Annotated in this window: 26 protein-coding genes; 19 read left to right on the top strand and 7 right to left on the bottom strand. The window is 54.9% G+C overall.

What is annotated here, in order from left to right; genetic code table 11:
• The 5 genes from MHFGQ_RS12410 (at position 1) to cimA (ending at position 6,247) form a co-directional block, all read left to right on the top strand.
• Entirely contained in the window at positions 1-1,548 is a 1,548-nt protein-coding gene (locus MHFGQ_RS12410) for a 2-isopropylmalate synthase (protein ID WP_106005421.1), read from the top strand.
• A gap of 290 nt (positions 1,549-1,838) precedes the next feature.
• Entirely contained in the window at positions 1,839-3,104 is a 1,266-nt protein-coding gene (gene leuC, locus MHFGQ_RS12405) for a 3-isopropylmalate dehydratase large subunit (RefSeq protein WP_106005422.1), read from the top strand.
• Positions 3,101-3,601, top strand: a complete 501-nt coding sequence (locus MHFGQ_RS12400; RefSeq protein ID WP_106005423.1) for a 3-isopropylmalate dehydratase small subunit — start codon at positions 3,101-3,103, stop codon at positions 3,599-3,601. The genes leuC and MHFGQ_RS12400 overlap by 4 nt, the downstream gene beginning before the upstream one ends.
• Positions 3,594-4,667 (top strand): 3-isopropylmalate dehydrogenase, encoded by a 1,074-nt coding sequence (leuB, locus tag MHFGQ_RS12395; protein WP_106005424.1) that lies wholly within the window; start codon positions 3,594-3,596, stop codon positions 4,665-4,667. The genes MHFGQ_RS12400 and leuB overlap by 8 nt, the downstream gene beginning before the upstream one ends.
• A 2-nt stretch (positions 4,668-4,669) precedes the next feature.
• The gene (gene cimA / locus MHFGQ_RS12390; RefSeq protein WP_106005425.1) at positions 4,670-6,247 is read left to right on the top strand and encodes a citramalate synthase; all 1,578 of its coding nucleotides are present in this window, start codon (positions 4,670-4,672) and stop codon (positions 6,245-6,247) included.
• A gap of 11 nt (positions 6,248-6,258) precedes the next feature.
• Here cimA and MHFGQ_RS12385 read toward each other — a convergent pair whose 3' ends face one another.
• Positions 6,259-6,987, bottom strand: a complete 729-nt coding sequence (locus MHFGQ_RS12385; RefSeq protein WP_106005426.1) for a DUF881 domain-containing protein — start codon at positions 6,985-6,987, stop codon at positions 6,259-6,261.
• On the bottom strand, positions 6,984-7,721 hold the full coding sequence (locus tag MHFGQ_RS12380) for a DUF881 domain-containing protein (RefSeq protein WP_106005427.1): 738 nt from the start codon (positions 7,719-7,721) through the stop codon (positions 6,984-6,986). The genes MHFGQ_RS12385 and MHFGQ_RS12380 overlap by 4 nt, the downstream gene beginning before the upstream one ends.
• 155 nt (positions 7,722-7,876) lie before the next feature.
• Between MHFGQ_RS12380 and cdaA the strand changes: the two genes are divergently transcribed.
• The 4 genes from cdaA (at position 7,877) to glmS (ending at position 13,215) form a co-directional block, all read left to right on the top strand.
• On the top strand, positions 7,877-8,710 hold the full coding sequence (gene cdaA / locus MHFGQ_RS12375; protein WP_106005428.1) for a diadenylate cyclase CdaA: 834 nt from the start codon (positions 7,877-7,879) through the stop codon (positions 8,708-8,710).
• Positions 8,711-8,712: 2 nt separating this feature from the next.
• Positions 8,713-9,678, top strand: coding sequence for a CdaR family protein (locus MHFGQ_RS12370; RefSeq protein WP_106005429.1), 966 nt, complete (start codon positions 8,713-8,715; stop codon positions 9,676-9,678).
• Positions 9,679-9,738: 60 nt separating this feature from the next.
• Positions 9,739-11,073 (top strand): phosphoglucosamine mutase, encoded by a 1,335-nt coding sequence (gene glmM, locus MHFGQ_RS12365; RefSeq protein WP_106005430.1) that lies wholly within the window; start codon positions 9,739-9,741, stop codon positions 11,071-11,073.
• A gap of 321 nt (positions 11,074-11,394) precedes the next feature.
• Entirely contained in the window at positions 11,395-13,215 is a 1,821-nt protein-coding gene (gene glmS / locus MHFGQ_RS12360) for a glutamine--fructose-6-phosphate transaminase (isomerizing) (protein WP_106005431.1), read from the top strand.
• Positions 13,216-13,286: 71 nt separating this feature from the next.
• Here the strand turns inward: glmS and hepT are convergent, their stop codons facing one another.
• From hepT to MHFGQ_RS12335, 5 genes are all read right to left on the bottom strand, one after another.
• Positions 13,287-13,709, bottom strand: a complete 423-nt coding sequence (gene hepT, locus MHFGQ_RS12355) for a type VII toxin-antitoxin system HepT family RNase toxin (RefSeq protein ID WP_106005432.1) — start codon at positions 13,707-13,709, stop codon at positions 13,287-13,289.
• Positions 13,706-14,212, bottom strand: coding sequence for a type VII toxin-antitoxin system MntA family adenylyltransferase antitoxin (mntA, locus tag MHFGQ_RS12350; protein WP_146127135.1), 507 nt, complete (start codon positions 14,210-14,212; stop codon positions 13,706-13,708). The genes hepT and mntA overlap by 4 nt, the downstream gene beginning before the upstream one ends.
• Before the next feature lie 110 nt (positions 14,213-14,322).
• A complete protein-coding gene (locus MHFGQ_RS12345; RefSeq protein ID WP_106005434.1) occupies positions 14,323-15,309 on the bottom strand; it encodes an inorganic phosphate transporter in 987 nt (328 codons plus the stop codon).
• Complete coding sequence (locus MHFGQ_RS12340) at positions 15,302-15,928, bottom strand: DUF47 domain-containing protein (protein ID WP_106005435.1); 627 nt, start codon at positions 15,926-15,928, stop codon at positions 15,302-15,304. Before MHFGQ_RS12340 ends, MHFGQ_RS12345 begins: the two co-directional genes overlap by 8 nt.
• Before the next feature lie 221 nt (positions 15,929-16,149).
• Positions 16,150-16,503 carry a cupin domain-containing protein gene (locus MHFGQ_RS12335; protein ID WP_106005436.1) on the bottom strand — a complete coding sequence of 118 codons (354 nt, stop codon included), beginning with the start codon at positions 16,501-16,503 and terminating at the stop codon, positions 16,150-16,152.
• Between the two features lie 147 nt (positions 16,504-16,650).
• Here MHFGQ_RS12335 and truD point away from each other — a divergent pair, with 147 nt between their 5' ends.
• The 10 genes from truD to MHFGQ_RS12285 all read left to right on the top strand — a co-directional run bounded on the left by truD (position 16,651) and on the right by MHFGQ_RS12285 (position 25,237).
• Positions 16,651-17,811: a tRNA pseudouridine(13) synthase TruD gene (truD, locus tag MHFGQ_RS12330; RefSeq protein WP_106005437.1), complete on the top strand. Its 1,161-nt coding sequence runs from the start codon at positions 16,651-16,653 to the stop codon at positions 17,809-17,811.
• A gap of 74 nt (positions 17,812-17,885) precedes the next feature.
• Positions 17,886-19,154 (top strand): stalk domain-containing protein, encoded by a 1,269-nt coding sequence (locus tag MHFGQ_RS12325; protein ID WP_106005438.1) that lies wholly within the window; start codon positions 17,886-17,888, stop codon positions 19,152-19,154.
• 18 nt (positions 19,155-19,172) lie between these two features.
• Complete coding sequence (locus tag MHFGQ_RS12320; protein WP_106005439.1) at positions 19,173-19,910, top strand: pseudouridine synthase; 738 nt, start codon at positions 19,173-19,175, stop codon at positions 19,908-19,910.
• Between the two features lie 62 nt (positions 19,911-19,972).
• The gene (locus MHFGQ_RS12315) at positions 19,973-20,458 is read left to right on the top strand and encodes a flavin reductase family protein (RefSeq protein WP_245907833.1); all 486 of its coding nucleotides are present in this window, start codon (positions 19,973-19,975) and stop codon (positions 20,456-20,458) included.
• A gap of 30 nt (positions 20,459-20,488) precedes the next feature.
• Positions 20,489-20,689 (top strand): DUF6485 family protein, encoded by a 201-nt coding sequence (locus MHFGQ_RS12310; protein ID WP_106005441.1) that lies wholly within the window; start codon positions 20,489-20,491, stop codon positions 20,687-20,689.
• A gap of 132 nt (positions 20,690-20,821) precedes the next feature.
• Positions 20,822-21,079, top strand: coding sequence for a thiamine-binding protein (locus tag MHFGQ_RS12305; RefSeq protein WP_106005442.1), 258 nt, complete (start codon positions 20,822-20,824; stop codon positions 21,077-21,079).
• A 15-nt stretch (positions 21,080-21,094) separates the two neighbouring features.
• Positions 21,095-22,045 (top strand): phosphate/phosphite/phosphonate ABC transporter substrate-binding protein, encoded by a 951-nt coding sequence (phnD, locus tag MHFGQ_RS12300; protein ID WP_106005443.1) that lies wholly within the window; start codon positions 21,095-21,097, stop codon positions 22,043-22,045.
• Positions 22,042-23,463, top strand: coding sequence for a HAMP domain-containing sensor histidine kinase (locus tag MHFGQ_RS12295; protein ID WP_106005444.1), 1,422 nt, complete (start codon positions 22,042-22,044; stop codon positions 23,461-23,463). The genes phnD and MHFGQ_RS12295 overlap by 4 nt, the downstream gene beginning before the upstream one ends.
• Positions 23,464-23,482: 19 nt before the next feature.
• A complete protein-coding gene (locus MHFGQ_RS12290; RefSeq protein ID WP_106005445.1) occupies positions 23,483-24,163 on the top strand; it encodes a response regulator transcription factor in 681 nt (226 codons plus the stop codon).
• Between the two features lie 165 nt (positions 24,164-24,328).
• Positions 24,329-25,237 (top strand): 4Fe-4S dicluster domain-containing protein, encoded by a 909-nt coding sequence (locus MHFGQ_RS12285; RefSeq protein ID WP_106005446.1) that lies wholly within the window; start codon positions 24,329-24,331, stop codon positions 25,235-25,237.
• Positions 25,238-25,248: the final 11 nt, after the last annotated feature.

The raw sequence follows: 25,248 nt of genomic DNA, 5'->3' as shown, positions 1-25,248 counted from the left end.
GTGACGGAAACGAGCAGAAGGATTTATATCTTTGATACTACCCTGCGCGACGGCGAGCAGTCGCCGGGGGTAAGCCTTAATGTGGAAGAAAAGTTGAAGATCGCCCGCCAGCTGGCCCGCTTGGGGGTGGACGTTATTGAAGCCGGTTTTCCCATAGCCTCGCCCGGTGATTTTGAAGCCGTCAGGGCTATAGCCCGGGAAGTGGAAGGCCCGATCATTGCCGGATTGGCACGCATCAACGACCGGGACATCGACCGCGCCTGGGAAGCTCTGCAAGACGCCAAACGGCCGCGCATCCACGTCTTTATTGCCACCTCCGACATTCATTTAAAATACAAGCTGCGTATGACGCGGGAAGAGGTCCTGGCTGCCGTCCGCAAAGGGGTGGCCCGGGCCAAAAGTTACTGCCAGGACGTGGAGTTTTCCCCGGAGGACGCTTCCCGCAGCGACATCGACTTTCTCTGTCAGGTGCTGGCGACAGCCATCGAGTCCGGGGCCACCGTCCTCAACATCCCGGACACCGTCGGCTATGCCACTCCGGCCGAGTTCGGCCGCCTGATCGCCGAGATCCGCCGGCGGGTACCGGGTATTGACAGGGTGCAGATCAGCGTCCACTGCCACAACGATCTGGGGCTGGCCGTTGCCAATTCCCTGGCGGCCATTGAGAACGGCGCCCTTCAGGTCGAAGGGGCCATTAACGGCATCGGCGAGCGGGCTGGCAATACGGCCCTGGAAGAGTTGATTATGGCCCTCTACACCCGCCGCGATTATTACGGCTGCCATACGGGCATCGTCACCGAGGAGATCTACCGCACCAGCAGGCTGGTGAGCAGTTTGACGGGTATGCCCGTCCAGTACAACAAGGCCATCGTCGGCAAGAATGCCTTCGCCCACGAGGCCGGCATCCACCAGGACGGCGTCCTGAAGGAGCGCACCACCTACGAGATTATGAACCCGGCCATGATCGGCCTGGTGCAGAACAATATCGTCCTGGGCAAGCACTCCGGCCGCCACGCCCTGCGCACCCGCCTGGAAGAGCTGGGCTTCAAACTCAATGAAGCGGAACTGGACAAAGCCTTTGCCCGCTTCAAAGAGCTGGCCGACCGCAAGAAGGAGATCAGCGACCGCGACCTGGAAGCCATCGTCGAGCACGAGATTAAGCAGATACCTGAAAAATTCGTCCTGGAACATATCCATATTTCCACCGGCAACCGGGTCGTGCCCACGGCCACCATCGGCCTGCGGGTGGGCGAGGAATTAATGGAAGAGGCGGCTTGCGGCGAAGGCCCGGTGGACGCCGCCTTCAAGGCCATCGACAAGATCACACGCATACCCGTCTGCCTCAAATCCTACACTTTGAACGCTGTAACCGGCGGCAAAGATGCCGTGGGCGAGGTTACCGTCAAGGTCGAATACGCCGGCCGGGTCTTCATCGGGCGGGGCATTAGCACCGACGTTCTGGAAGCCAGTGCCCGCGCTTACGTGAACGCGATTAATAAAGTCGTCTACGAGATCGGGGAAGAAAACCTGCAGGTTATGGAAGCATGAAACAGTAAGTCTGAAGTCGGAACAGAGCGAACCATGATAGTGTGGGGGTGCATTTGTTTGTAGCGAGCGACTTGGTCTGAGCGGTGAAGCGGCCTTAGTGAAGCCGAGGAGCGAGGGCGGGGCCGAGGACAGGAGGTCCGAGGCCGGCCTTTGAGGCAAGGATGCCGAATAGGCCGGGAACCCCGCCCGAGCCCGAGGCTGAATTGTAGGCCGCTCCGCGAAGACCACGGAGCGAGCGCAAACATAGCCAGCCAAAGATAAGTTATTTTCGGAGGAAGAAGGTAGACTCCATGGGCATGACCATCACCGAAAAAATCCTGGCCGCCCACGCCGGCCTTGAACACGTGGAGCCAGGCCAGCTCATCAACGCCAAGGTAGACCTGGCCCTGGGGAACGACATCACCGCACCGCTAGCCATCCAGGAGTTCAAGAAACTCGGTCTAAAGCAAGTCTTCGATCCGGAACGGGTAGTCCTGGTGCCCGACCACTTCACCCCGGCCAAAGACATCAAATCCGCCGAGCAGGCGAAAATCTTGCGTGATTTCGCCCGGGAGCAGGGGCTTGCCCACTACTTCGAAATCGGCCGCATGGGCATCGAGCACTGCCTGTTGCCCGAGGCGGGGCTGGTCGGCCCCGGGGACCTGGTCATAGGGGCCGACTCCCACACCTGCACCTACGGGGCCCTGGGGGCCTTCGCCACCGGCGTCGGCTCCACGGACCTCGCCGCCGCCATGGCCACCGGCGAGCTGTGGTTTAAAGTACCCGAGACCATCCTCTTCCGCTACCATGGGAAGCTTAAGCCCTGGGTCGGCGGCAAGGACCTCATCCTCTACACCATAGGACAAATCGGCGTCGACGGTGCCCGCTACATGGCCATGGAATTCACCGGCGAAACTATAGCCGAACTATCCATGGACGGCCGCTTCACCATGGCCAACATGGCCATCGAAGCCGGGGCCAAGAACGGCATCTTCCACGTCGACGAAAAGACCATAGACTACATCCAGGGGCGGCTAAAACGGGACTACCACATCTATGAAAGCGACCCTGATGCCAGGTATGCCCGGGAAATAGACATCGACGTAACCGGCATCGAGCCCCAGGTAGCCCTGCCCCACCTGCCCGAGAACGCCAAAAGCGTCAAAGAAATAGGCGAAATAAAGATTGACCAGGTAGTCATCGGTAGCTGCACCAACGGGCGGCTGGAGGACTTAAGAATAGCGGCGCAAATTCTCAAAGGGCAAAAGGTCCATCCCGAAGTGCGCCTCATCATCATCCCCGGCACGCAAAAGATCTACGCCGACGCCCTGGCCGAAGGGCTCATCACCATCTTTATCGAAGCCGGGGCGGCGGTATCCACGCCCACCTGCGGTCCATGTTTAGGCGGGCACATGGGGATCCTGGCCAAAGGCGAGCGGGCCGTGTCCACCACCAACCGCAACTTTGTGGGCCGCATGGGCCATCCGGAAAGCGAAGTCTATCTTGCCGGCCCGGCGGTAGCCGCCGCCAGCGCCGTTAAAGGGCGCATCGCCGCTCCCGAGGAGGTAGTAAAATGATCATCCAGGGTAAATGCCACACCTTCGGCAACGACATCGACACCGACGCCATTATTCCGGCGCGTTACCTGAATACCTCCGACCCCGAAGAACTGGCCCGGCACTGCATGGAGGACGCTGATCCCACCTTTGCCGGGCGGGTGCAAAAAGGAGAGATAATTGTCGCCGGCAAAAACTTCGGCTGCGGCAGTTCTCGGGAACACGCGCCGGTGGCCATTAAGGCCGCCGGGGTGGCGGCGGTCATCGCCGCCTCCTTCGCCCGCATTTTCTACCGCAACGCCATCAACATCGGCCTGCCCATCTTTGAGTCCCCGGCCGCGGCGGCGGGGATAAAGGCGGGGGATGAAGTAAAGATCGATGCCGAGAAGGGCGAGATAGTCAACCTGACCAGGGGAGAAACCTACCCCGTGGCGCCCTTCCCGCCCTTTATGCAGGAACTCATCGCCGCCGGGGGGCTCATGCCCTACGTGGCCAGGAAGGTGAAGGTGCATGTATAAAATCGCCGTTTTGCCCGGTGACGGCATTGGTCCCGAGATTGTCCCCGAGGCCGTAAAGGTCCTGGAGGTCGTCGCAAGGCGTGCCGGAATTGAGTTTAAGTTTACCGAAGCCCTGGTAGGGGGGGCGGCCATTGACGCCTGTGGGCGCGCCCTGCCGCCGGAAACCCTGGAGCTCTGCCGGCAGAGCGATGCGGTGCTTTTGGGGGCCGTCGGCGGTCCAAAATGGGACGCCCTGCCGCCGGAGGAACGTCCGGAAACGGCCGCCCTCTTGCCCCTGCGTAAAGAACTCGGCCTTTATGCCAATTTAAGGCCGGCCTATCTTTTTGAACCCCTGGCCGATGCCTCGCCATTGAAGCGGGAGATAGTCAGCGGCACCGATCTCATCATAATCAGGGAGCTTACCGGTGGCCTCTACTTCGGTCCTAAAAAACGGGAAAAGACGGAAGACGGCGAAGTGGCCTACGACACCATGTTTTATACCCGGGCGGAAATTGAACGTATCGTGCGTCTGGCCTTCCAGATTGCCCGCAGCCGCCGCCGTCATTTAACCAGCGTCGATAAGGCCAACGTCCTTACTAGTTCGCGTTTATGGCGGGATACGGTGGAAAGCCTGAAAGGCGAGTTTCCCGACGTTACGGTGGAACATATGTATGTCGACAACTGCGCCATGCAGCTTGTACGCCGCCCCACCCAGTTTGACGTCATCGTCACCGAAAATACCTTCGGCGATATTTTAAGCGACCAGGCTTCCGTCCTGACCGGTTCCATCGGCATGCTGCCGTCCGCGAGCATTGGGGGCTCCACCGCCCTTTATGAACCGGTCCACGGTTCGGCCCCGGATATTGCCGGGCAGCAGAAGGCCAATCCCTTGGCCACCATCCTTTCGGCCGCCATGATGCTTAAATATTCCTTTAAGATGCACCGGGAGGCGGCGGCCGTGGAAGATGCCGTAGGGCGGGTGCTGGCCAAGGGCTACCGCACCGCGGACATTTATGTACCGGGAACCAAATTGGTCGGCACAGCGGAAATGGGAACCCTGGTAAGGCGGGAACTGCAAGAGGGGTAAACATGGCTGAGAAACTCTATATCTACGACACCACCCTGCGGGACGGCAGCCAGGGTGAAGGTATCAGCCTGTCGGTTGAAGATAAAATAAAAATCGCCGCCTGCCTGGATCGCCTGGGCGTGGATTATATAGAAGGAGGCTGGCCCTGGGCCAACCCCAAAGATATGGAGTTTTTCCGCAGGGCCAGGGAGATGACCTGGCGGCAGGCGAAACTTACGGCCTTTGGCCGCACCCGCAAGCCCGGGGGAAGGGCCGATTCTGACCCCAACTTGCTGGCCATCAAAGAGGCTGGGGTAAAAACGGCGGCCCTCTTCGGCAAGTCGTGGGACCTCCATGTAACGGCCGCCCTGGAGACAACGCTGGAGGAGAACCTGGCCATGATCGCCGACAGCGTTGCCTTTTTGGTGGCGGCGGGGATGGAAGTAATTTATGATGCCGAGCATTTCTTTGACGGCTTTAAAGCCAATCCCGATTATGCCCTGGCGACATTAAAAGCCGCGGCGGCGGCCGGGGCCGGATGGGTGGTGCTGTGCGACACCAACGGCGGCTGCCTGCCCGACGAGGTGGCCGCCATCGTCACTCGGGTGCGCCAGGAAATCCAGGTGCCCCTGGGTATCCATGCCCATAATGACGGCGATCTGGCGGTGGCCAATACCCTGGCCGCCGTCAAGGCCGGCTGTCGTCAGGTCCAGGGGACCGTTAACGGTTTTGGCGAACGCTGCGGCAATGCCAATTTATGTTCGGTTTTACCCAATCTGGAGCTGAAGATGGGATACCAATGCCTCCCCGCAGGGCAGTTGAGCCACCTTACCGAGGTTTCCCGTTATGTGAGCGAAATAGCCAATGTGGTACCCCCCGGCAATCAACCCTTCGTCGGTTACAGCGCCTTTGCCCATAAAGGCGGCATCCACGTCAGCGCCGTCCTGAAGGCCTCCCAAACCTACGAGCATATCAGTCCCCATCTGGTGGGCAACGAACGCCGCATCCTCGTCTCCGATCAGGCCGGGGCCAGTAACCTGCGCTGCAAGGCGGAAGAATTGGGAGTGGAGCTTTCCAAAGAAAAGGAACAGGCCCTGATCAACGGTATCAAGGAGATGGAACGAAGGGGCTACCAGTTTGAAGGGGCCGACGCTTCCCTGGAGCTTTTCCTACGAAAGACGCTGGGCGAGTACCGCCGGCCCTTTGAGGTAGAATACGTCAAGACCCTGGTGGAAAAACGGCCCGGCCGGGAGGCCACGTCGGAAGCCATCGTGAAGCTTAAAGTAGGCGAACAGGTAGTCCATACCGCGGCGGAAGGCAACGGCCCCGTCAACGCCATGGACAATGCCCTGCGTAAGGCCCTGGAAGAAGTCTTTCCCGTCATCGGCCGCATGCGCCTCACCGACTACAAGGTGCGGGTACTCGATGAAAAGGACGCCACCAGCGCCAGGGTGAGGGTGTTGATAGAGTCCCGGGACGGCAGCGGTTCATGGAACACCGTCGGCGTTTCTACCAACATCATCGAGGCCAGCTGGGAAGCCCTCCTGGACAGCATGGAATACGCCTTATTGAAACAGTCCCGTAATTTAAAACCAAATTAAAAGCCAGGCCCTTATTTTGCCTGGCTTTGCTGTGCTGCCGTGCTGGAGGCGGGCAGGGGTTTGGCATGCTGCCAGCGTGGCAGGGACGCCGCCGGCAGGCTCAGGTTTTGCTCTTTTTTAATATCAGGGTATATATTGAACATGGTATTGAGGTTTTCGATAAGGCCGCCGGTAAAGGTGAGCCCCTTTTCCAGGGTGTGGGGGTCGCCGATGGCCTTTATTACAATGGGGTAAAGGAGCTTTTCGCCGTTGACGGTGATGTAAATTCTGGAGCCCTCTTCTTTATCGGCGATGGCCGTGAAGGCGTTGACGCGGTGGTCGTTGATGGCGATGGCCTCTGCCCCCGAGGCCCACAGCTCGTTGACGATGTCCACCAGATCTTCATAAAGGAGGGGCGCGTCGCCGGTAATGGTAACCGTCACCCCGGGTCCTTTGACGGGAGTTGTGCCGGTAATCACCTGCAGCCTGGCCAGATCCTTCTCTAAAGAAATTTTGGCTTCACTGTCCTGATCAGAACCGGTCTGGAGGGTGAAGAGTTGCTGCTGTAGTTGGGCTATTTCATCCTGGAGTTTCGTCCGCTTTTCGTTTAACTTTTTCCACATGGCCACCAGGTCTTCGGTTTTCTGAGCTTCCAGGGAACTGGTCAGAAGCCGCTGGGTGCGGAACTGAAGGGATAAAAGCAGGCCCAGGATTAAGAAAACTACTATCAGGGAGATAGACCAGCCTTTGGTGACCGTCATGGCTGCTCACCTTCCTTATTAACCAAGCGGACGTGTTCTTGCGAAAAACTGCCGTTATACGCCGGCAGGCTTAGGGCGGGGGATCTGGTTACCTTGACCGGAAAATCGCGGCTCTTCAAGAAGTTAAAGTCCACCGACTTTAGTACTGCCGCTTCCAGGGCGTCGGGATTGCCGACGGCCTGAATTTCATATGGCGGCGCCAGACGCGTAGAATTTACTAGGATCACGGTGCCGACGCAACGGATGTCCGAGTTGGTAACTATGCGCTGGCCGTTGACAGCAATGGCCTCAGCGCCGGCAGACCTTAATTCATTGACAAGGTAAAGGATATTTTTATCGTGGATGATATAGTCTTCCGGTTTGTAGGTAGCCGGAGAGCTGTTCTTGGCCGCCTGGGCGCCGGCACTGTTATCATCCAGGGTGACGACGATGCCCGGTCCGGTTACAGAAATCAGGCCAGCGGCAAGTTTTAAGGCGTCGATTTCCTGCTGGATGGCGGTCAGGCGATCTTCGCCCTTAGAACGTGCTTTCTGCAGGGCATCGATTTGGCCGCGCAGATTGGCGATGGTATTTTCCAGGGAGGCGTCTTCTTGTTCCAGGGAATGGATAATATCGATGAGGGCCGGATCCTGCTTTTCTAAGGCGGCGGTCGCCTGATGGGAACGCCACTGCCAGGCTACCAGGAGCCCGGAAAAAAGGCTGATGAGGAGCAGTGAAAAATAAACTTTGCGCACCTGGAACCCCCCTTTAGGCTATTGTATATGAAGCATCGGTCGGTGACAACTAGAAAAAACGGGTGGAATTAAAAAAAGAAGGGATTTACCTTTCCTTTGTCGAATGAAGTGACGGGACCTCCATATACTAACTAGAGCCGGCGGGAAAATTTGGGGTGAATGGTTTGGCGGCCCTGTGGCGCTACATTTTATCGCTGAATATAATTGATTTTTTACGGATAACCCTCGATATCAGCATCGTCGCCTTTGTGATTTATAAATTCATCATGCTTATCAGGGGTACCAGGGCGGTGCAGCTGATTAAAGGACTGGTGGTACTGGTGGTCGCCTCCGTTATTGCCGAGCGGTTGAACCTCACCACCATTAATTGGCTGTTGAGCCAGTTGCGCCTGGTCATTGTGGTGGCCCTGCCGGTTGTCTTTCAGCCGGAACTGCGGCGTGCTTTGGAACAACTCGGACGGGGCAAATTTTTTGCCCGGCCTTTAACCACCCTGGGCGCCGAAGATATGGAAAAACTCATAAGCGAATTAGTCAGGGCTGTCCAGGTCCTTGCCAAAAATCGGACCGGCGCCCTGATAGTTATCGAGCGGGAAACAGGTCTCAATGACTATATCGAGACGGGTATCCGTGTCGATGGCGTCGTTTCCGCCGAGCTGCTGATCAATATTTTTGTTCCCCTGACGCCCTTCCATGATGGGGCAGCCATCATCCGAGGGGACCGGGTGGTTGCCGCAGGTTGTTTTCTACCCCTTTCGGAAAGCCCCTATTTAAGCAAGCAATTAGGGACAAGGCACCGGGCGGCTTTAGGAATAAGTGAAATATCCGATGCTGTTGTCTTGGTGGTTTCCGAAGAAACGGGTGTTATATCCGTGGCCGAAGGAGGAAAACTTACCCGCTTCCTGGAAGAAAAAAGCTTAAGGGAACTACTGCAGAGCTTATTGTTGCCCCAGGTCAACCATAATATATCCCTGTGGCCCTGGAGGTCGTAAAAATGTGGGAGCACTGGCGTCAGGACTGGATATATCGTCTGCTGGCAGTGGGGCTGGCCATTATCCTCTGGATTTATGTTACGGGTGAGCAGAATCCCACAGGGGCTAAAGTGGTGCGGGTGCCCCTGGAGACGGTCAATTTAAAGGAGGGTCTGGTAGTTGCCGATCGTCCGGAAGACGTTCAGGTCCGGGTGGAAGGTCGCAAGGCAGTAATCAACAACCTGCTGCCCCGGGACGTGCACGCCTATGTGGACTTACGCGAGGCTAAAGTAGGCGATAATCTATTGCCTGTTCGCGTCGAGGCACCGGAAGGGATAAATATCATCCATATCAATCCCTCTCAGGTTGCCGTAAAGATTGATAAAATCGAACAAATACAGCTTCCCGTACAGGTGAGCCTTGTCGGCACGCCGGCGGGGGGGTATCGCGCCCTGGAACCGGTCATTAAGCCGTCCCAGGTAATTGTTTCCGGCTCGGCTGCCATCCTGAAAAGCATAGGCCGGGTATATGTAGAGGCCCAAATCGACCAGGCGAGGGGCAATTTCCTAGCCCAGTTGCCGGTCAAGGTTGCTGACAGGGACGGCCACCCCCTGGAGGAATGGCTAAGCCTCAATCCCCAGGTGGTTGAAACCTTTATTCCCGTTGTTCAGGACATGCCCAGTAAAATTGTGGCGGTACGGCCCCAGTTATCCGGGGAAGTGGCCGGAGGCTATACCATCGATAGGGTAATCCTCCAACCGGAAGTGGTGGAAGTCTTTGCGCCATACAAACTTCTGGCATCCTTGGACTATATCAATACTGCCCCCATAAACATTGCCGGGGCCACGAAAAACGTAACGGTGGAAACTAATCTGGAAATTCCTTCGGGGGTACAAGTCGGCAGTTTCCCTCGGGTGCGGGTGGTAGTTGAAATAAAGAAAACCGACGTTCAAGCCGAAGGTACTGTCAATCCCGGCCGGGCGTCATGACAGGCAACAAACTAAAGACCATAACATATGATGCATTATCCAGCATGAGGGTGATAGTGAATGGGAAAGTTATTTGGGACTGACGGGGTCCGCGGGGTGGCCAACGGCGGCCTTACGCCTGAACTGGCCTTCCGCCTGGGACGGGCCGGTGCCGCTGTCCTTACCGGACAGCAGGGTCGTGCCAGGGTGGTGGTGGGTCGGGACACCCGTATATCCGGCGATATGCTGGAAGGGGCCCTGGTAGCCGGCATCTGCTCCGTAGGCGGGGATGTTTTAAAGGTGGGCATTGTACCCACTCCGGCGGTAGCCTGGTTGACCCGGAATCTGGAGGCCGATGCCGGCGTAGTTATTTCCGCCTCCCATAATCCCGTCGCCGATAATGGCATTAAATTCTTCAGCGCCAGCGGCTACAAACTGCCCGACCCGATTGAAGAAGAGATCGAACGGTTAGTTCTGGAGGGCGAAGACACCCTGCCACGGCCGGTAGGTTTAGAGCTGGGTCGGGTAAAGGTAATGGAGGAGGCTGTTGAGCGTTATGTAGCCTTTCTATGCAGTACCGCCACCCGGGGTTTGGCCGGTATGCGGGTGGTTTTGGATTGCGCCTACGGCGCCGCCTACCGGGTCGCCCCTACTGTTTTTCGGCGTCTGGGAGCAGAAATTTACCCCTTGCATAATGACCCCGATGGTACTAAGATAAACGTCGGGTGCGGTTCGACCCATCCGGAAGTTCTTCAGGCCGAAGTCGTCGCCAGGGGAGCCGATGTCGGCCTGGCCTTTGACGGTGATGCCGACCGGGTTATCGCCGTAGATGAAAAGGGACAGGTAGTCGACGGCGATGCCATCATGACCATTCTCGCCCTCGCCCGCCAGGAACAGGGAGGGCTTCCCGGCGGCCAGGTGGTGGTGACGGTTATGAGTAACTTCGGCCTGCATCAGGCCCTGACGGCGGCGGGTCTCAGGGTGCTGCAGACGGCCGTCGGCGACCGTTACGTTTTGGAAGAGATGTTGCGGACCGGGGCCGTGTTGGGGGGCGAGCAGTCGGGCCATATTATCCTTCTTGAATACAATACAACGGGAGACGGTCTGTTAACGGGAGTACAGCTGCTCCAGGTTATGGCCGCGACAGGGCGGCCACTGTCGGAACTGGCGGCGTCCATGCCCCATCTTCCCCAACTGCTGGTCAACGTCAGGGTTACAGACAAAGAGGCGGCCATGGCCAGTCCCGTTCTTCTCGCAGCCGTGGCCTCAGCCCGGGAGCAACTGGCGGGCCGGGGACGGGTCCTGGTCAGGCCTTCGGGTACTGAACCCATTATTCGTTTGATGGTGGAAGGGCCGGACAGGGAGGAGCTGGAGATCATAATGGAAGAGCTGCGGCAGGCCGTCAGCGGGCTATAAAGTTATTTGTATGGGGCAATCACCGAAGTGAAGGGGGGTGATTTACCCGCGACAGGGGGTCCGGGTTAGACGGCAGATTTAAAGGGAGAGATAAAGGACGGAGATTCAGGCAAGCGCCGGGACCGGCCGTTTTGGCGTTACACCACCAGGCAAAGACGGTCGGTTGACGAGGAGGGGGTTTATCGAGGCATCGGCGGGTGCCCCCCGGTTCGGTTACGACCGTCAAAGGCGCTACAAAACCCGGGAGCAATCCCGGGGACAAAGGGCGCCGGGTAACCCTTTATCTCTCCCTGCCTTAATAAAAAGGGAGAGTGAATATTGATGTGTGGTATCGTAGGTTATCTGGGCCCACGCCCGGCAGTTCCCATATTGGTTGAGGGACTAGAAAAATTAGAATATCGGGGTTATGATTCCGCTGGTATAGCGGTAGTGAATGGTGGGGAACTGCAGGTAGAAAAAAGCGCGGGAAAACTCCAGGTTTTGAAGGGCCGGCTTAATGGTAATTTAAACGGGGCGCGGCTGGGCATCGGCCATACGCGTTGGGCCACCCATGGTCGGCCTTCTGACGTTAACGCCCATCCCCACCTGGACTGTACGGGCAAGTTTGCCGTGGTCCACAACGGCATCATCGAGAATTACCTGGAACTGCGGGAAGAGCTTACGACCGCCGGTCACCGCTTTGTTTCTGAAACGGACACGGAAGTTCTAGCCCATCTGGTGGAGCAGTTTTATGAGGGCGACCTCTTTAGCGCGGTTCTTAGGATGCTTCCCCACTTACGCGGCTCCTACGCCCTGGCCGTGGCTAGCGCCTACCACCCCGAGGAGATTGTCGGCGTGCGCCAGGACAGCCCGTTAATCGTAGGTCTTTCTTCTGAGGAGACTTTTCTGGCCTCAGACATTCCGGCTCTGCTGGCTCATACTAGAAATACCTATATCCTGGAAAACGGAGAAGTCGTGCATATAACGACTGAAGGGGCCAGGGTCTATGACTCCCGGGGGATTCCCAGAGATAAAAAGGTATATCATGTAGATTGGGACTTCCAGGCTGCCGAGAAGGGCGGCTATGCCCACTTCATGCTCAAAGAAATTCACGAGCAGCCGCGGGCGCTGCGCGACACCCTGGGCGGCAGATTACAGCCCGACGGCAGGGTAAAGCTGGAAGGCGTGAATATGACGCCGGAGACGGCCGCTTACATTGAAAAGATAGCCGTCATCGCATGCGGCACCGCCCACTACGCTGGTATGGTCGGCAAGTACCTCATGGAGAAGCTGCTGCGCCTGCCGGTGGAAGACGATATAGCCTCGGAGTTTCGTTACCGTGACCCTATAATTAACGAGAAAACTTTGGGATTGGTCATCAGCCAGTCGGGGGAAACGGCTGACACCCTGGCGGGACTGCGAGCGGCCAAAAAGGCGGGGGCCCAGATCCTGGCCATTACCAACGTCGTCGGCAGCTCGGTGGCCCGGGAAGCCGACCACGTCATATATACCTGGGCGGGACCGGAGATCGCCGTGGCCTCCACCAAGGCTTACCTTACCCAGGTCCTTGCCGAGTACCTGTTCACCCTTTACCTGGCCGAAATACGCGGCGGCGCTCCCTGGGCCGCCGATCTGGGCCGGCAGCTCCGTTTGGTGCCCGATAACGTTGCCGAAGTCCTAAAGGCCGAAGGACAGATAAGGGAACTGGCTTCCCGGGTGGCCAAACATGAACACGTGTTTTTCATCGGCCGGGGCATGGACTACGCCGTCTCTTTGGAAGGCGCCCTAAAGCTAAAGGAAATATCTTATATCCATGCCGAGGCTTACGCGGCAGGGGAGCTTAAGCACGGTACCATTGCGCTAATAGAAAAGGGAACGCCGGTCATCGCCCTGGCCACCCAGGTAGAGCTATTAGAGAAAATAATCAGCAACATTAAGGAGGTCAAGGCCCGGGGCGCGTGGGTGCTGGCCCTGACCCAGGAAGGCAACACGGCCATCGAAAAAGAAGTTGACCAGGTTCTTTACCTGCCAGTTGTACCATCGTTGCTGGCTCCAATGGTGACGGTAGTGCCCCTGCAGCTTCTGGCCTACTACGCCGCCGTGGCCCGCGGCTGCGACGTCGACAAGCCGCGCAATCTGGCCAAGAGCGTGACGGTGGAGTAGAAAAATTTGCGGGCGGGTCCCGGAAGAGGAACCGCCCGCTTAATTACTAGTGTTTCGGGAGAATTAACTGTTTAACTCAGATATCTACGTATAACTACTTCCATAAATGGCCTGAAATCTTCGAGATGGTTCTGAATGATATTCCAGATTTCAACAGCATCAATTTCGTCATAAAGATGGACTATCCAGTTGCGGAAGCGGGCCATGGATTTATAGGTATCTTCCAGCTGCTGCGGTATCAAGCCGTTGCGGGCCGCCAGCTCAACCGTTTCGACGTAGGACTTTGGTAAACCCCACCCTTCTCTGGAGATAATATGAGCACAAAGGTCCAGCATAGCTTCGATGGCTACCTGCAGCATTCTTGTGGCCGCGGCTTCGTACAGGCTATTTGATTGGAACTGGCTTAAATCCATACCTTGGAACTTTTTAAGCTCCCTTAGTTGTTGCCGCATAAACTGCAACTTCTGGCGGATTTTTTCCCTATCAACCGTCACAGGAATTCCTCCCGCAGGCCGGCATCAAAGTCCCGGTACAGGCTCTTCAAGTCGGGTTCAAAATCACAATAACGGCGAATGACCATTTCCTTGAAATCGGCCAGCAATATTTCATCTTTAACATACAGGAGGCGTCCTGTTTCTAATACCCGCATTTGCAGGGTCACCGGAACGCGATGCAGGTTGACCACGTTGATATCATCGCTCCGTCCAATATGGCAAAATTCGGCCACCAGCTCCAATTCGCGCTTATAGTCCCACGAGGTTTCCGGCATCGGCAGTATCGCCAGATCAACATCCGATAGAGCTGTTTGCCACTCCGTACCGTAGGAACCATATAAAAACAAGGCCAGGACATCCCCCTGTCGGCCCGCGAAATCCGCCATGCTTTTTAATTGCTTGGGAGAAAGGGTTATTTTTTCTAATTTGCGGCTCAATCTGACCACAATATCACACCCATTTTGCTTTAAGTGAGTTGACACCGGCAGCTTCGTATTCCACATACCTTTCGCCCCTGTCCCGGGCTACATTCAAGAGACGTGTAAACTACCTCGCGAGTGAATTTCCCGCCTGCGACGCGAAGTTGAAAACAAACAGCGGCAGATACATTAATCTACAGCTTGTCAATCAAAAAGTACACCAGGGCAGCAACGAGGGCGGAGGCAGGGGCCGTCAATAACCAGGCTTTTACGATATTTATCGCCACCGTCCACCTTACGGCTGAGAGGCGTTTGGTCGCTCCCACGCCCATGATAGCTGCAGACAGGACGTGGGTGGTGCTTACGGGTTTACCTAAGAGGGAAGCCCCAATAATAACCATGGCTGCCGAAGTTTCTGTGGCAAAACCGTGGATGGGTTCCAGCTTGATGATGCGCGTACCTACGGTTTTGATAATCCGCCATCCGCCCATGGAGGTCCCCAGGGCCATGGCCAGGGCGCAGGCGATGACTACGGAAAAGGGTACATGGAAATAGGGTAATATCCCCGACGCCACCAGGGCGGCGGTGATGATACCCATGGATTTTTGGGCGTCGTTGGAGCCGTGGCTGAAGGCCATAAAAGCCGCCGAAAGAATCTGGAGGAAAGAAAAATACCTGTTGACCCGGCGAGGGGCCATTTTGCCGACGAGGATTAAAATAAACTCCATGACTATGTAAGCGACGATGAAGCCGATAATCGGCGAAGTGATAAGGGGTAAAAATATTTTTTCAATAAGGCCCTTGGCGTTTAAGACGGCAAACCCGTTGCCGGCAATGACCCCGCCGACGATGCCGCCGATTAAGGCGTGGGAAGAGCTGCTAGGCAGACCAATATACCAGGTCAGGAGATTCCAGATGATGGCTCCCAGTAACCCGGCAATGATAATTTCGTTATTGATAAATCGGGGATCGACAATGCCCTGGCCGATGGTATGGGCGACTTCGGTATTAGTCAGGGCACCGAAAAAATTGAGAACAGCGGCCATGATAATGGCCTGATTGGGCGACAGTACCCGGGTGGAAACCGAGGTGGCGATGGCGTTGGCCGTATCATGAAACCCGTTGATAAAGTCGAAAAGGAGGGCCAGGATAATTACCACGATGATCAGCAGCTCAAGCATATTTGACAACTACTCCCCGGATCAGTTTGGCCACCTTTTCGCACCTGTCCAGCGAGGTTTCCAGTTGCTCGAAAACTTCCTTCCACTTAATTACTTCAATGGCGTCCTTGCCGTGCTTAAATAGATCGGCTACTCCCAGGCGATAAACCTTGTCTCCCAGGGATTCGTCTTTGGTTATTTCGTGAAAGAGGTCGATTATGGCCGTGGTGTTATCCTTGATTTTGCGTATACTGTATACCATAGCCTTGACATTATCCGTCGCTCGTACAAAAATATTCACCATTTCTTTAAAACGGGCGCTGGGCCTGCCGGCCTCGTAGATGACCATTTTTTCCACCGTGCTGCAGACGGAATCCATAATTTCATTGAGTTCCCGGGCGATGCTGTAAATATCCTCGCGATCAAAAGGCGTAATAAAGGTCTTGTTTAGTTTATCGATGATCTTGTCGGTAACCTTGTCGCCCTTCTGCTCTAGGGCTACCAGTTCGTCCAGCCGTTTTTCGATGGTTTCGTATTTGTCCATCATGCTCTGCAACAGCGAGGCACCCTGGTAAATAATCTCCGCCGCTTCCTCGAAGAGCTTGAAAAACTGCTCGTCAGACGATTTTAATCCCAGCATTCAGGTTCCTCCAAACGGCGTAGTTTTACTTATATCCTGCAATAATAATTCGCCTGCTTTTGGTCTTTTTCCTTTATTTTTATGTTAAGTTTGTGTTAATTATCTCCCGCCTACCTGTGCCTTCTTAAGTATAGTATTTCACAGAACTAGCAAAGGGTTACCGAAGGACTTAAAAAACCCCTACACCGTCCCTGGCGGTGTAGGGGTTTTAGTAAAATAGGCTATACGTAAAGAATTAACGCCATGTATTCTAGGTCTTCATCGCCGTTATTGGTTATGGAATGCGATTCGCCGTTCTTGGTAAGGACCATATCGCCGGCCTTGACTATCGTTTCCGTTCCGTTGTCGTTAACCAATCCCTGCCCTTTTATGATGTAATAAGCCTCGAAATCGCCGCTGTGCTGGTGCAGTCCTATGGAAGTACCCGGTTTGAGGGTGAAACGGGCGTAAAGACGGCCTTTACCGTTAAATTCGTTTTTATCTTCCTCCAGGATATGGAGGATAGTCACCTCGCCCTGGCCGCCTTTAAAACCCGTTATCTTTTCTTCTTTTAATTCGTGGGCCCTTCTAATCATGAAGACGTTGCCTCCCTTGACAGTTTTTTCTTTATTGTACTTCTAATTTTTAATGAGGACAAGGGTTTTGCAAGTATCCTATTTGCGTGGAAGGTAAAAATATGATACATAATTAAGGAAATAATTCGCTGGCTAAGGAGAACGGTTATGAAACTAAAAGTCAAACCTGAGGATTTCGTGGTCCGGGAAATGGCTCGTTTACCGTTGCGAAAACATGGTCCCTACCGGCTTTATCTTTTGGAGAAAAAAGGTTGGAACACCATCGATCTTTTAATGCGCATCGCCAGAGTGCATAATCTTCCCTACCGTCTTTTCGCCTATGGAGGCTTAAAGGACAGACATGCCCATACTTTCCAGTACGTTACGGTAGAGCACGACGCCGATTTAACTACAGAAGATGAGAATTATACTTTTAAGCCCGTGGGCTATTTAGAACGGCCCATGGGACCTGACCTCCTGGAGGGGAACGAGTTTGCCATTACTCTGCGCTCTTTAAGCGCCGTGGAGACTTCCCGGATCAAACGCCGAATTGATGAAGTGCGGGGCTTCGGTTACCCTAATTATTACGACGACCAGCGTTTCGGCAGCATGGACCGCCAGATGGGGTTTATGGCCGAGAGGCTTTTGAAAAGGCACTATAACGGTAGTCTGCAAATATATCTTACCGGCATTTACCCGGAAGAAAAAAGGGAGGCCAGGGAACGCAAGCTTTTTTTCCGCGAGCACTGGGGCGATTGGGAGACGTGCCTCACCCGGGCGAAAACGGTTATGGAAAATAAAATCTTTTCCCTTCTCGCCGCCAGGCCTAAGGCCTACATCGAAGCACTGCAGATGATCCCCAGGGAAGAGCTCTCCCTTTATTTTTCCGCCTACCAGAGCCACCTCTTTAACGAACTGGTGCGTCGGGTTTTACAGGATATGAAACTTGAGCTTACGGCCGTACCGGGAGCAGCCGGCCCCTATCTTTTTTACCGCCGCCTGGAAAGGAAAGAACTGGCCTACCTGCGTTCCCTTGTATTGCCCCTGGCCGCTACCCATATGGATTTTCCCGACGAACGAATCCGGGGGCTTTTCACTACGATACTGGCCGAAAGGGGTATTCATTACGGCAGTTTTAACCTGCGCCGCGTTCGTCAGGCCTTTTTTAAATCGACGCTTCGGGAGGCGGTGGTCTTTCCTGCCAATTTGCAGTTGCAGTTACCAGAGCCTGATGAGCTTTATCCCGGTAAAGAAAAAGTACGCCTCTTTTTTAGACTTCCCCGGGGAAGCTACGGGACCATGCTTATAAAGCGGTTGACTATGCCCTGAATTTGTAAAAGATATGATCGCAGGAAATCACTGTGCGGCTGTCGAATATACAACCCCGGGAAGGGGTTGGAGACATGAAGTTTTATATACGCACAGCCGTCTTTATTTTATCCCTGCTTATAACGGCCATGGTCGTTATACCTGCCTCGGCGGGGCCAGGGACAGGTGTAAACATTTATATTGATAATACCTTGCTTAAAATTCCAGCGGGGGACCAGGGACCTTTTATAGAGAATGGCAGAACTTATGTACCTATAAGGGTAGTCGCCGAAAACCTGGGCGTAAAGGTGGACTGGCGGGCGGAGACGAACCAGGTGATCATTACTTCCCAGGACAATCCGCCCCCGCCGCCGGCGCGGCTAAATAAAAATACGTATGATGTGGAAATAGTAATCAACGGAACGGTATTGAGCATACCCCCATCTTATGGGAAAGCCCGGATCACCCCGGCTGGGCGTACGGTGGTGCCTCTGCGGGCGGTAGGTGAGGCCCTAGGATGCGATGTCAATTGGGTGGAGGCCACGCGGTCGGTAATGATAGAATCGGCGCCGTACAAGCTCCTGGAGGAACTGGCCTCCTATCGTTCCAACCTGCGGCTCTTAGACGGGAGGGTGGTAAACTCCGCCGACCTCCCGGCCATGGGCGTAAAGGCCTTCGATGCCATCCAGTTGCAGGAATTCCAGAAGGCCAAGGAACTCCTGGCACCGTATAAGCCGGAGATCAAATTACCCGACGGTACTGTAATAAAAACCGCTGAGCTGACTATTATGGGCAAGGCCGTTTTGACCGCCGATCAGCTCAAAGCCTGGATGGCCCGGGAGACGCCGCGTATTGCGGAAAAAATGCGGCGGGAGTACGGCCGGGAGATGCTGCCCATCCCCATTGAATTAGTCGATCTTTATCTAAAAATAGGGGCCGAATACGGCATCCGGGGTGATTTGGCCTTCGCCCAGGCCGTTAAAGAAACGGGGTATTTTCAGTTTACCGGAGGCGTCAAACCAGAGCAGAACAATTACTGCGGCCTGTGGGCCACCAGCCAGCCCTTAACCGGGCAGGAACCTCTTAACGGTGCCGATCCCCAGGCAGTTAAACTGCAGCCTGGTTTCTATGGGGCGAGTTTCGCTACTCCAGCCATAGGCGTCGAGGCTCATATCCAGCATCTTTACGCCTACGCCACCAATGCCCCCCTCCCTGCCGGTAAAAGGCTCTACGACCCGCGCTTTAATTTAGTGCCCCGTGGCACGGCGCCCACGTGGGTGGGGCTGAATGCCCGCTGGGCCGTACCGGGTACTACCTACGGCCAGAGCATCATCCAGGACTACTGGCAGAAGGCTCTGCAGTAAAAAAGGCGGGATTTAGTCATGGCGCCGGTAAAACGGCAGCGGGTGGATAAAATATTGGCCCACATGGGATATGGAACCCGCAAAGAAATTAAAAGGCTGATTAAAGAAGAAAGGGTACAGGTTAACGGTCTGCCGGTAAAGGACCCGGGGCTCAATATTATACCGGGTGAAGATCAGCTGTTTGTTGATGGCGAATATGTGGAATACCGGCCTTATATTTATATAATGCTCAACAAACCCCGGGGCGTGGTGTCCGCCACGGAGGATAGGACGGCAGAAGTTGTTCTTAATCTGCTGCCGCCCTGTTATCGGGCTCGCCGGCCCTTTCCTGTAGGGCGTCTGGACAAGGATACTGAGGGGTTACTGCTTTTAACCAACGACGGACGCCTGGCCCATAACCTTTTATCTCCTAAAAAGCACGTGCCTAAAAAGTACTACGCGGTGGTGCAGGGGACGGTCACCAGGGAAGATGTGGAAGCCTTTCGCCGGGGGGTGCTCCTTGAAGATGGCTACTGCACCCTGCCCGCCGACTTGCAAATCCTGCGGGCCGGCCTTCGTTCAGAAGCAGAAGTTACCATTTATGAAGGGAAATATCACCAAATTAAACGCATGTTCGCCGCCGTCAGCAAAGAGGTGATTTATCTTAAGCGTATTGCCATGGGACCTCTGGTACTTGATGAAACGTTAAAGCCAGGAGAATATAGAGAGCTGACGGATAGAGAGGTTACTGCCTTGAGAGAATTGACCGGCCGGTGATGGGAGATTAAAATATCAATAATGCGAGGAATATTTTGCCTAAAGAAAGGAGCTGATCCGTGGTGAATGGTGAGATAACCCGCGCCCTGGGTAAAATCGCCTGTCCTTGCGGCCTGGTAGGAGTGAAATATGGGGAAAAACATGATGTGACCACGGTAGCCTGGTTTACCCAGGAATCCTCCAATCCTCCCCAGGTTATGGTGGCTCTCCATCCCGATCGCTATGTGTTGGAATTGCTGGACGCCGCGGGGGAATTTGTTTTAACAGTTCTAGCCGACGACCAGGAGAATATTGCCGCCTTTTGCGGCAGCCGTTCGGGGCGCAACGTAGATAAAGTTAAAGAACTGGGTATTGCCACCGAACCGGCGGCGGTAACGGCCACTCCCCGGATAAAAGACGCCCTGGCCAACCTGGAATGCAAGGTGGCCGACCGCTTTACGAGCGGCGATCATGTTATCGTTACCGGACGGGTGGTGGCGGCCGCGGTTAATGAAGGTAAAAAACCCCTTGTCTATTATGAACATAAAATCACTCGTTGGCCCGGGTAAAGCCCGGCAGAAGGAAAAGGGGGAGAGGAAATGGCCCAGTGTAATTTAGAGGCCAACAAAAACAGGTGCACCTGCACCTATGAACCGTGCAGCCGCAAGGGTAAATGCTGCGATTGTATTACTTACCATCGCAAATATAACGAACTACCAGGCTGCCTTTTTCCGCCGGAGGTAGAACGTACCTATGATCGCAGCATCGCCCGTTTCGTAGCTTGTAACAGTCAAACCTAAATAATATTAGGATAGGAAGATGGGACTTCGTTCCCATCTTTTTACTTTTTGAGGGAATCATATCCCCTTGATTAAATTCCTGGGTGTAATTATATTGATGATACGCAATTAACTAAAAGAGGGAGGAAGCTTATGTTCCTTGCCTGCCAGTTGTCTCTATACCCCCTGGGGACGGCCGCCTATACTCCTGTAATAAAGGAGGCGGTGGCGACCCTGGAAGGAAGCGGGGTGGAGGTGGAGGTCAACGCCATGAGCACTATTATCCGCGGCGACGAAGAAGCCGTCTGGCAGGCCGCGCGGCGGCTTTTCCAGGCGGCGGCTGAGCGGGGTGAAGCAGTCCTAGTCATGACTATATCCAACCGCTGCGGCTGTCAGACGGCCGGCGATTAAGGGGGCCTATCCTTCATGGGTAACAGCCGCTCGAAGGTAACTTTACTTCTGGTACTGTTGCTCATTGTTTTACTATTGTCAGGATGCAGCAAAACAGACCGTGAGGGCATAATAAAACTCAACGATCTGCGTAGCGATTACCCGGGGGCCAGTTATAACGGCTCACCTCCGACGGGAGAATTAAAACGCCCCCTGCGCTTGGCCGCCGCACCGGTGATTTCTCCGGAAGAGGGCTATCAAGCATATACCGAACTCGCCAGATATTTAGAGGAGTATCTGGAATCCCCGGTGGAGTTTATCACCCGCCAGACCTATGCTGAAGTAAATCTCCTCATGAATTCCGGTGACATCGATATAGCCTTTGTTTGCACCTATGCCTATGTCAAAGGCCAGCGGGATTTCAGCATGGAACTGGTGGCTGCTTCTGAAGTGGGCGGGCAGGCCAAGTATGCCTCTTATATTATAGTCCCTAAATCCAGCCCGGTGCAGGATTTCGCGGGCCTGAAGGGTCGGCGTTTCGCTTTTTCCGATCCCATGTCCATGAGCGGTCGCCTGGTGCCCCTTTATTATATCCAGCAGATGGGTGAGAGACCGGAAACCTTCTTTCAGAGTTATATTTTTACCTACAGCCATGACAAGTCCATCAGGGCGGTGGCCGACGGCATTGTAGATGGAGCTGCCGTTGACAGCCTGGTATATGAGGCCTTTGCCAAAAAGCACCCGGAAATAGCGGCCAAAGTGAAAATCATTCAGAGCTCCGACGATTTTGCTTCCCCGCCCGTGGTGGTGCGCCCGGGCCTGGAACCGGCCCTGAAGGCGAAGGTCCGGGAAGCTTTTTTGCAAATGGATAAGAAAGAAACCGGGCGTAAAATTTTAAACGAACTGGGAATAGAGCGCTTTATACCTATCAACGACGAGGCCTATAACCCGGTAAGGGAAATAGCCCGTAAGGTGGGGTATCCGTGAACTCCGGCCATGATTTAAGAGAAAAGCTTCGCATTATAGGAGCTAACCTTAGTTTTCGCCATAAAATTTTGGCTTTAGTCTTGGCGATAATTATTTTTATGGGCCTGGCCATGGCCCTTCAGACCAGGGCCGTCCTGGTAACTTCCCTGGGACAGCAATTGGACCAGCGTTCCCTGGCAACAGCAAGGGCCGTGGCCGCCCAGGGTAGCGAGCTGGTGCTCACCGGTAACCTTTATGGACTGCACCAGATGCTCCTTGATATGCAGGCTAGCGGGAGGGATATTCGTTATATTTATATCCAGGACTCCTGGGGCCGTGTCCTCTCCCATACCTTTAACGGCGGTTTCCCCGTAGGTCTGCTGGCTTATAACCAGCTACCGCCGGGCAAAAAAGAAAGCCAGCAGTTATTGTTGACGGATGAGGGGGTAATTCACGACGCTGCTGTACCGGTCTTCGGCGGCCAGTTAGGGGTGGTCCATGTTGGCCTTTCCGAAGTGGGCTTGCGCCAGGCTGTGTTTGCCGCTACAACACGTTTTGTGATAATGATCACCATTTTTTCCATTCTTTTTATAGTAATGGCCTATATGTTAACGACAATTTTAACCAGGCCGATCCGGGAACTGGTGGGGGCCACCAGGGCGGTGGCCAAGGGAAACCTGGACACCACTGTAACTGTTAGCGGGCATGATGAATTCAGCTTTCTAGCCGCCTCCTTTAACCGCATGCTCGACAGCTTGCGCCGATCGCGAGCCGAGATTGAAGAGCTGAGCAATTTACGCTCCGAACTCCTTGACAGGGTAGTTACCGCCCAGGAAGCCGAGCGGCGGCGTATCGCCCGGGAATTACACGATGATACTGGAGGGGCCTTGACGGCTATTCTCTTACGTTTAAAAGCCCTGGAGGATAAAGTGCAAGGGGAGAAGGAAGTAGCCCGGTCCCTGGCCGAAATCAGGGCCGCTTTAGGGGAGGCCATGGCCGGATTGCGGTGCCTAGCCTTGGAACTCCGGCCTGTTGTTTTTGACGAGCTCGGTCTTACTGGCGCCCTGCAACAAATAGCGCGCGATTACAGCGATAAATTTAACCTTAAAATTCATCTGGCTGCCAGGGGGGTGGAGAAACGCCTGCCGCCCAAAGCAGAGCTGGCCATTTACCGTATTGTCCAGGAAGCCCTGAATAACGTTATTAAACACGCTGAAGCCTCGGAAGTCAGTATCCTCCTGGAACCGCGCGGCGAGGCCTTGCGTTTGATTGTCGAGGATAACGGCCGGGGTTTTGATCCTGAAGCAAGCGCCTATAGAAAGGGGCTGGGGCTTTTTAGCATGCGCGAGCGGGCCGCCCTCCTGGGAGGAAAGGTGATTATCGAATCCACGCCTGCCCGGGGAACAACTATTTATGTCGATATCCCTATAACCGCCTGAAGGGTGGGGAGGTGTAAGCATGGAGTATAACGGGAAAATCAGGATTGTCATCGCCGATGATCACAGCGTCGTTAGGGCCGGGCTGCGTTATTTAATCAATGCTGAATCCGATATGCAGGTGGTAGGTGAGGCCGGTGATGGGGATGAGGCCCTCAAATTAACCCGGGAATTGCGGCCCGATATCCTGCTCCTGGATATTAGTATGCCCTTCTGCAACGGGTTTACGGTGGTAGAACGGATTGCGGCCGAGATGCCACTGGTAAAGGTTTTGGTCCTCTCCATGCACGAAGATTGCGAGTATGTTGAGAAGGCCCTGGCCGCGGGAGCGGCGGGTTATATAATTAAGAGGGCTGCTGATAATGACCTGATCACCGCCATCAGGGTGGTTTCCCAGGGGGGTGTGTTTATCCATCCTCTGGTAGCCAGGTTTTTAGTTGATGCCCTGCAGAAGGGGGCTAAGGGTAAGGGGCATCCGGATAAGAATAGTGAAAAAAGGAATACCCATTTAACTTCGCGGGAGACGGAGGTATTGCGCCTGGTGGCACTGGGTTATACCAATCAAGAGATCGCCGAAGCCCTGGGCCTCAGTGTCAAAACAGTGGAAAGCCACAAGGGGAATATTAGCCGGAAGTTGAATTTAACCAGCCGGGCGGAGCTGGTCCGCTATGCCCTCCAGCAGGGATTGATACCCCGGGATTAAGGGTAAAGGGTTATACGTTATACGGAAGAATGCCTAAGGGAAAAACCTTAGGCGTTTTTAATTCCAGGGATAACCCTGATTGGCCGGTGGGTGAAAAGAAGAAATAATTGTGATAGAGGGCGCAGTAACGTCTTTGCCAACTAAAAAAAGAGGAAAGGAGGCACAATGGTGGACAAGGAAGGAAGGGAGATCCGGGAGCCGGTAAGCCGTAGGGAATTTCTCGTTAAAACGGCTACGAGTATGGTTTTGGGAGCTGTCACCCTGGGGGCCCTTTCCAGGACTCCCGCTTATGCTGGCGATACAGCAGCCGTACCTGCGGCCGGTTCCGATTCCCGGGCTACGGCTGTCAAAGAGTGGCCGGTTAACGGCGACTGGGAAAACAGGATCCGCCGCCTGGAGCAGGACCTGGAAAGGGCCCTGGGCAAGCCCGTGGAGCAGCGGAAATGGGGTATGGTAATTGATTTGCGCCGCTGTGTCGGCTGCAGGGCCTGTACGGTAGCCTGTAAGGCCGAAAACCACTTGCCACCGGGGGTCGTCTACCGGCCAGTTATGGAGGAAGAAAGGGGTACCTACCCTGAAGTACAGCGCCGGTTTCTGCCCCGGCCCTGCATGCATTGTGAAAAACCGCCCTGTGTCGCCGTCTGTCCAGTGAAAGCAACCTATAAAAGGCCCGACGGTATTGTAGCTATCGATTATAACCGTTGCATAGGTTGCCGTTACTGCCTGGCGGCCTGCCCCTATGGCGCCCGTTCCTTTGACTCCGGCCGGTTCTATACCCAGGATACGCCGTTGTTAGAACCTTACGAAAGCGAACCGGCGCTGGAATATGGCAAGCAGTGGCCGCGCCAGAAGGGTCGTTCACCCATAGGTAACGCCCGTAAGTGCACCTTTTGTCTGCACCGGTTACAAGCCGGCCAGCTACCGGCCTGTGTCACTACTTGCCTGGGCGGCGCGACCTGCTTTGGCGACCTCAACGACCCCCGGAGCATGGTGCGGGAATGGCTGGCCAGGGAAGGCTTAATGCGTTTGAAAGAGGAACTTGGTACGGAACCCCAGGTTTATTACCTGACCTGACGGGAGGTGAA

Source organism: Moorella humiferrea (assembly GCF_039233145.1).
GTDB lineage: Bacteria > Bacillota > DSM-521 > Neomoorellales > Neomoorellaceae > Neomoorella > Neomoorella humiferrea.
Note: the sequence above shows the minus strand (reverse complement) of the source record. Positions and strands in the feature narration are given on the sequence as shown.

Excerpts from the sequence above, each read along its gene's own strand:
- leuC (WP_106005422.1), top strand. The coding sequence starts at position 1,839 with ATGGGCATGACCATCACCGAAAAAATCCTGGCCGCCCACGCCGGCCTT.
- MHFGQ_RS12400 (WP_106005423.1), top strand. The coding sequence starts at position 3,101 with ATGATCATCCAGGGTAAATGCCACACCTTCGGCAACGACATCGACACC.
- leuB (WP_106005424.1), top strand. The coding sequence starts at position 3,594 with ATGTATAAAATCGCCGTTTTGCCCGGTGACGGCATTGGTCCCGAGATT.
- cimA (WP_106005425.1), top strand. The coding sequence starts at position 4,670 with ATGGCTGAGAAACTCTATATCTACGACACCACCCTGCGGGACGGCAGC.
- MHFGQ_RS12385 (WP_106005426.1), bottom strand. The coding sequence starts at position 6,987 with ATGACGGTCACCAAAGGCTGGTCTATCTCCCTGATAGTAGTTTTCTTA.
- MHFGQ_RS12370 (WP_106005429.1), top strand. The coding sequence starts at position 8,713 with ATGTGGGAGCACTGGCGTCAGGACTGGATATATCGTCTGCTGGCAGTG.
- glmM (WP_106005430.1), top strand. The coding sequence starts at position 9,739 with ATGGGAAAGTTATTTGGGACTGACGGGGTCCGCGGGGTGGCCAACGGC.
- glmS (WP_106005431.1), top strand. The coding sequence starts at position 11,395 with ATGTGTGGTATCGTAGGTTATCTGGGCCCACGCCCGGCAGTTCCCATA.
- mntA (WP_146127135.1), bottom strand. The coding sequence starts at position 14,212 with ATGTGGAATACGAAGCTGCCGGTGTCAACTCACTTAAAGCAAAATGGG.
- MHFGQ_RS12345 (WP_106005434.1), bottom strand. The coding sequence starts at position 15,309 with ATGCTTGAGCTGCTGATCATCGTGGTAATTATCCTGGCCCTCCTTTTC.
- MHFGQ_RS12340 (WP_106005435.1), bottom strand. The coding sequence starts at position 15,928 with ATGCTGGGATTAAAATCGTCTGACGAGCAGTTTTTCAAGCTCTTCGAG.
- MHFGQ_RS12335 (WP_106005436.1), bottom strand. The coding sequence starts at position 16,503 with ATGATTAGAAGGGCCCACGAATTAAAAGAAGAAAAGATAACGGGTTTT.
- truD (WP_106005437.1), top strand. The coding sequence starts at position 16,651 with ATGAAACTAAAAGTCAAACCTGAGGATTTCGTGGTCCGGGAAATGGCT.
- MHFGQ_RS12325 (WP_106005438.1), top strand. The coding sequence starts at position 17,886 with ATGAAGTTTTATATACGCACAGCCGTCTTTATTTTATCCCTGCTTATA.
- MHFGQ_RS12320 (WP_106005439.1), top strand. The coding sequence starts at position 19,173 with ATGGCGCCGGTAAAACGGCAGCGGGTGGATAAAATATTGGCCCACATG.
- MHFGQ_RS12310 (WP_106005441.1), top strand. The coding sequence starts at position 20,489 with ATGGCCCAGTGTAATTTAGAGGCCAACAAAAACAGGTGCACCTGCACC.
- MHFGQ_RS12305 (WP_106005442.1), top strand. The coding sequence starts at position 20,822 with ATGTTCCTTGCCTGCCAGTTGTCTCTATACCCCCTGGGGACGGCCGCC.
- phnD (WP_106005443.1), top strand. The coding sequence starts at position 21,095 with ATGGGTAACAGCCGCTCGAAGGTAACTTTACTTCTGGTACTGTTGCTC.
- MHFGQ_RS12290 (WP_106005445.1), top strand. The coding sequence starts at position 23,483 with ATGGAGTATAACGGGAAAATCAGGATTGTCATCGCCGATGATCACAGC.
- MHFGQ_RS12285 (WP_106005446.1), top strand. The coding sequence starts at position 24,329 with ATGGTGGACAAGGAAGGAAGGGAGATCCGGGAGCCGGTAAGCCGTAGG.